Source organism: uncultured Mucilaginibacter sp. (genome assembly GCF_903913935.1).
In the GTDB taxonomy this organism is placed as follows: Bacteria; Bacteroidota; Bacteroidia; order Sphingobacteriales; family Sphingobacteriaceae; genus Mucilaginibacter.
Genome location: NZ_CAIWNH010000072.1, coordinates 1 through 2,383 on the forward strand (window position 1 = coordinate 1; position 2,383 = coordinate 2,383).

At 39.1% G+C, this 2,383-nt stretch carries 2 protein-coding genes; both read left to right on the top strand.

The window, feature by feature from the left end:
• On the top strand, positions 1-748 hold a 748-nt coding region (locus QZY09_RS02865; protein WP_295667832.1), incomplete at its 5' end, for a CpsD/CapB family tyrosine-protein kinase.
• Positions 749-820: 72 nt separating this feature from the next.
• Positions 821-2,383, top strand: coding sequence for an MATE family efflux transporter (locus tag QZY09_RS02870; RefSeq protein ID WP_295667834.1), 1,563 nt, complete (start codon positions 821-823; stop codon positions 2,381-2,383).

The following is a 2,383-nucleotide window of genomic DNA, read 5'->3' on the forward strand; positions in this document are numbered from 1 at the left end:
CAGCATCCCCGTCCTTGCCGAAATTTCTCAAACAGAGAATTCGAATGAGCTTGTTCTGGAAATGGGCAGGTCTGCCATTGGAGAGCAGATCCGCGCATTGCGTACTAATCTTTCTTTCTTATCGCCAGGTAAAAAACTGCAGACTATTATGCTCACCTCAAGCATAAGTGGCGAAGGAAAATCATTTATTTCGTTAAACCTGGGTGCAAGTTTAGCCATTACCGGCAAAAAAGTGATTATACTTGAATTCGACCTCAGGAAGCCAAAATTACAGGAAAAGTTAAATATTGATCATAAAACCGGGCTAAGCAATTACCTGATCGGTTATGCCGACTTAGATGATATTATCTATTCAGTTCCCGGGTATGAAAATTATCACATCATAACCTGCGGGCTCATACCACCTAACCCTGTTGAGTTATTGGTAGATGGGCGTATGGATGAATTATTTACTATACTCCGTCTTAGGTATGATTATATAATAGTTGACGCACCTCCAATTGGCCTTGTAACCGACGCCCTCGTTATTGAAAAATATACTGATGCTACGTTTTATGTTATCCGTCACGACTATACACCCAAAGTGCGCTTAAAGTTCATCAATGCTTTGTATAAAGAGGGCCGTTTTAAAAACCTTAATTTGATTATGAACGGCATCCAGCAAAAAGGCAAATATGGATATGGTTACGGATATGGATACGGTTACGGGTTCGGGTATTATGAAAGTCCGGAAAAAGCAGTAAAATAAATTCTATTGAGGTGATATTGAAAAATAAACATATCAGCAATTACTGAATGTTAGTTCAATTAAACGAGTTAAATGGCCGATAAAGAAAACATCGTAGGGGAAGGCAGAAAAAAAGCAACTATCTGGAATCTTTTTTTTCTGAACATTGGGTTTATCATCACATTGATAAACGGGGTGTTAATCATTCCTTTGTATTTGCACTATATGAACGGCGCGGTATACGGGGCCTGGCTGGCAACCGGCAATGTGCTTACCTGGATCACCATCGTCGACCCTGGAGTAGCCGGCGTTCTTTTACAACGGGTATCCTACGCACTTGGTGAGAAAAATGAAAAAGAGCTTGGTCTAGCTATAAGCTCGGGTATTTTAATTGCGATTATATTATTCATATTGTCAATTATCGTTGGTTATGGTTTATCATATTTTATTGGCAGTATCGCCAATATCGATATGCAATATCGCACCGATATTGTAAAAGCCTTCAGGATCGCCTTATGGGGCACCTCGTTTAGCCTGCTAGCCGACACTTTTCGCAACATAATTTTAGCCTGGCACAAAACCAAACTTCACGGAATCCTTTTATACAGCTGTATTGTTGCGGCAAATATTGTTACAGTAGTTCTGCTGGTGCTCAAATTCGGGGTATATGCACTTGCCTACAGCAGCCTTTTTCTTGGTTTGTCTATTTTACTTTTCGCTATTACCTACACCATTATTCTGCTTAAGCAAAATAAAATTAAGCTATCCTTTCAATTTACTTATTTCAAGTCGTTTTCAAAGGTTTTCGTCTTCACATTTTCCAGCAATCTTTTTGAAACCCTTGCCGCCAATATCGATCTCATTATTGTATCGAGATATATTGGTTCAAAAGCAGTAGCGGTACTCGACCTGTCACGCCGCCCGCTTAGAATTGTTTCTGGCCTTGCTAATAACATTACTATTTCAATGCTGCCTTCATTGCCCCATTTGTTTGGAGCCAATGAAAAAGAGAAGATCCGGATTGTTATCATGCGGATATGGACGATACTGCTTTGGGCAACCGGCTTTATCATATGCGGATTTATTTTGTTTAGCGCTAACCTTACTGAAAATTGGGTGGGGAAACAGTTTTGGATAGGAAACACTAACAATATCATCTTGTGCAGCTCATTCCTCTTATTATCCATAGGCTATAACTTGTCAAATATTACCCTTTCAATGGGGCATATAAAAAGCAACAGTTTAATCAGTATGGCCAGAAGCATCGTTTATGTGATCCTGTTATTCGTGTTTTCAAAGGTACTCGGCATGACTGGTGTTTTACTGGCATTCCTTATACCTACTTTAATATTAATAGCCTATTACCCTAAAAAAGTATTCCGGAAAGCAAACCTGTCTGTACAAAATTTAAAAGAGCTGATACATGAAAGTTTATTGATAGGGATTATAGTAGCAGGCTGCATCCTGATTTCTTATTCTTTTAAATACCATCTTTCATGGCTTGGTTTGATCGGATTTAGCACGCTTTACAGTGTTGTATTCCTTGTTTTGCTTTTTTCACTAAGCAGGCGTTTCCGTAGGGAACTGAACATTGCAGTGGGCGTTTTTACAGTAAAGGCGAAGGCGGTTGTTCAATTATTATTACCAAGTTTTTAA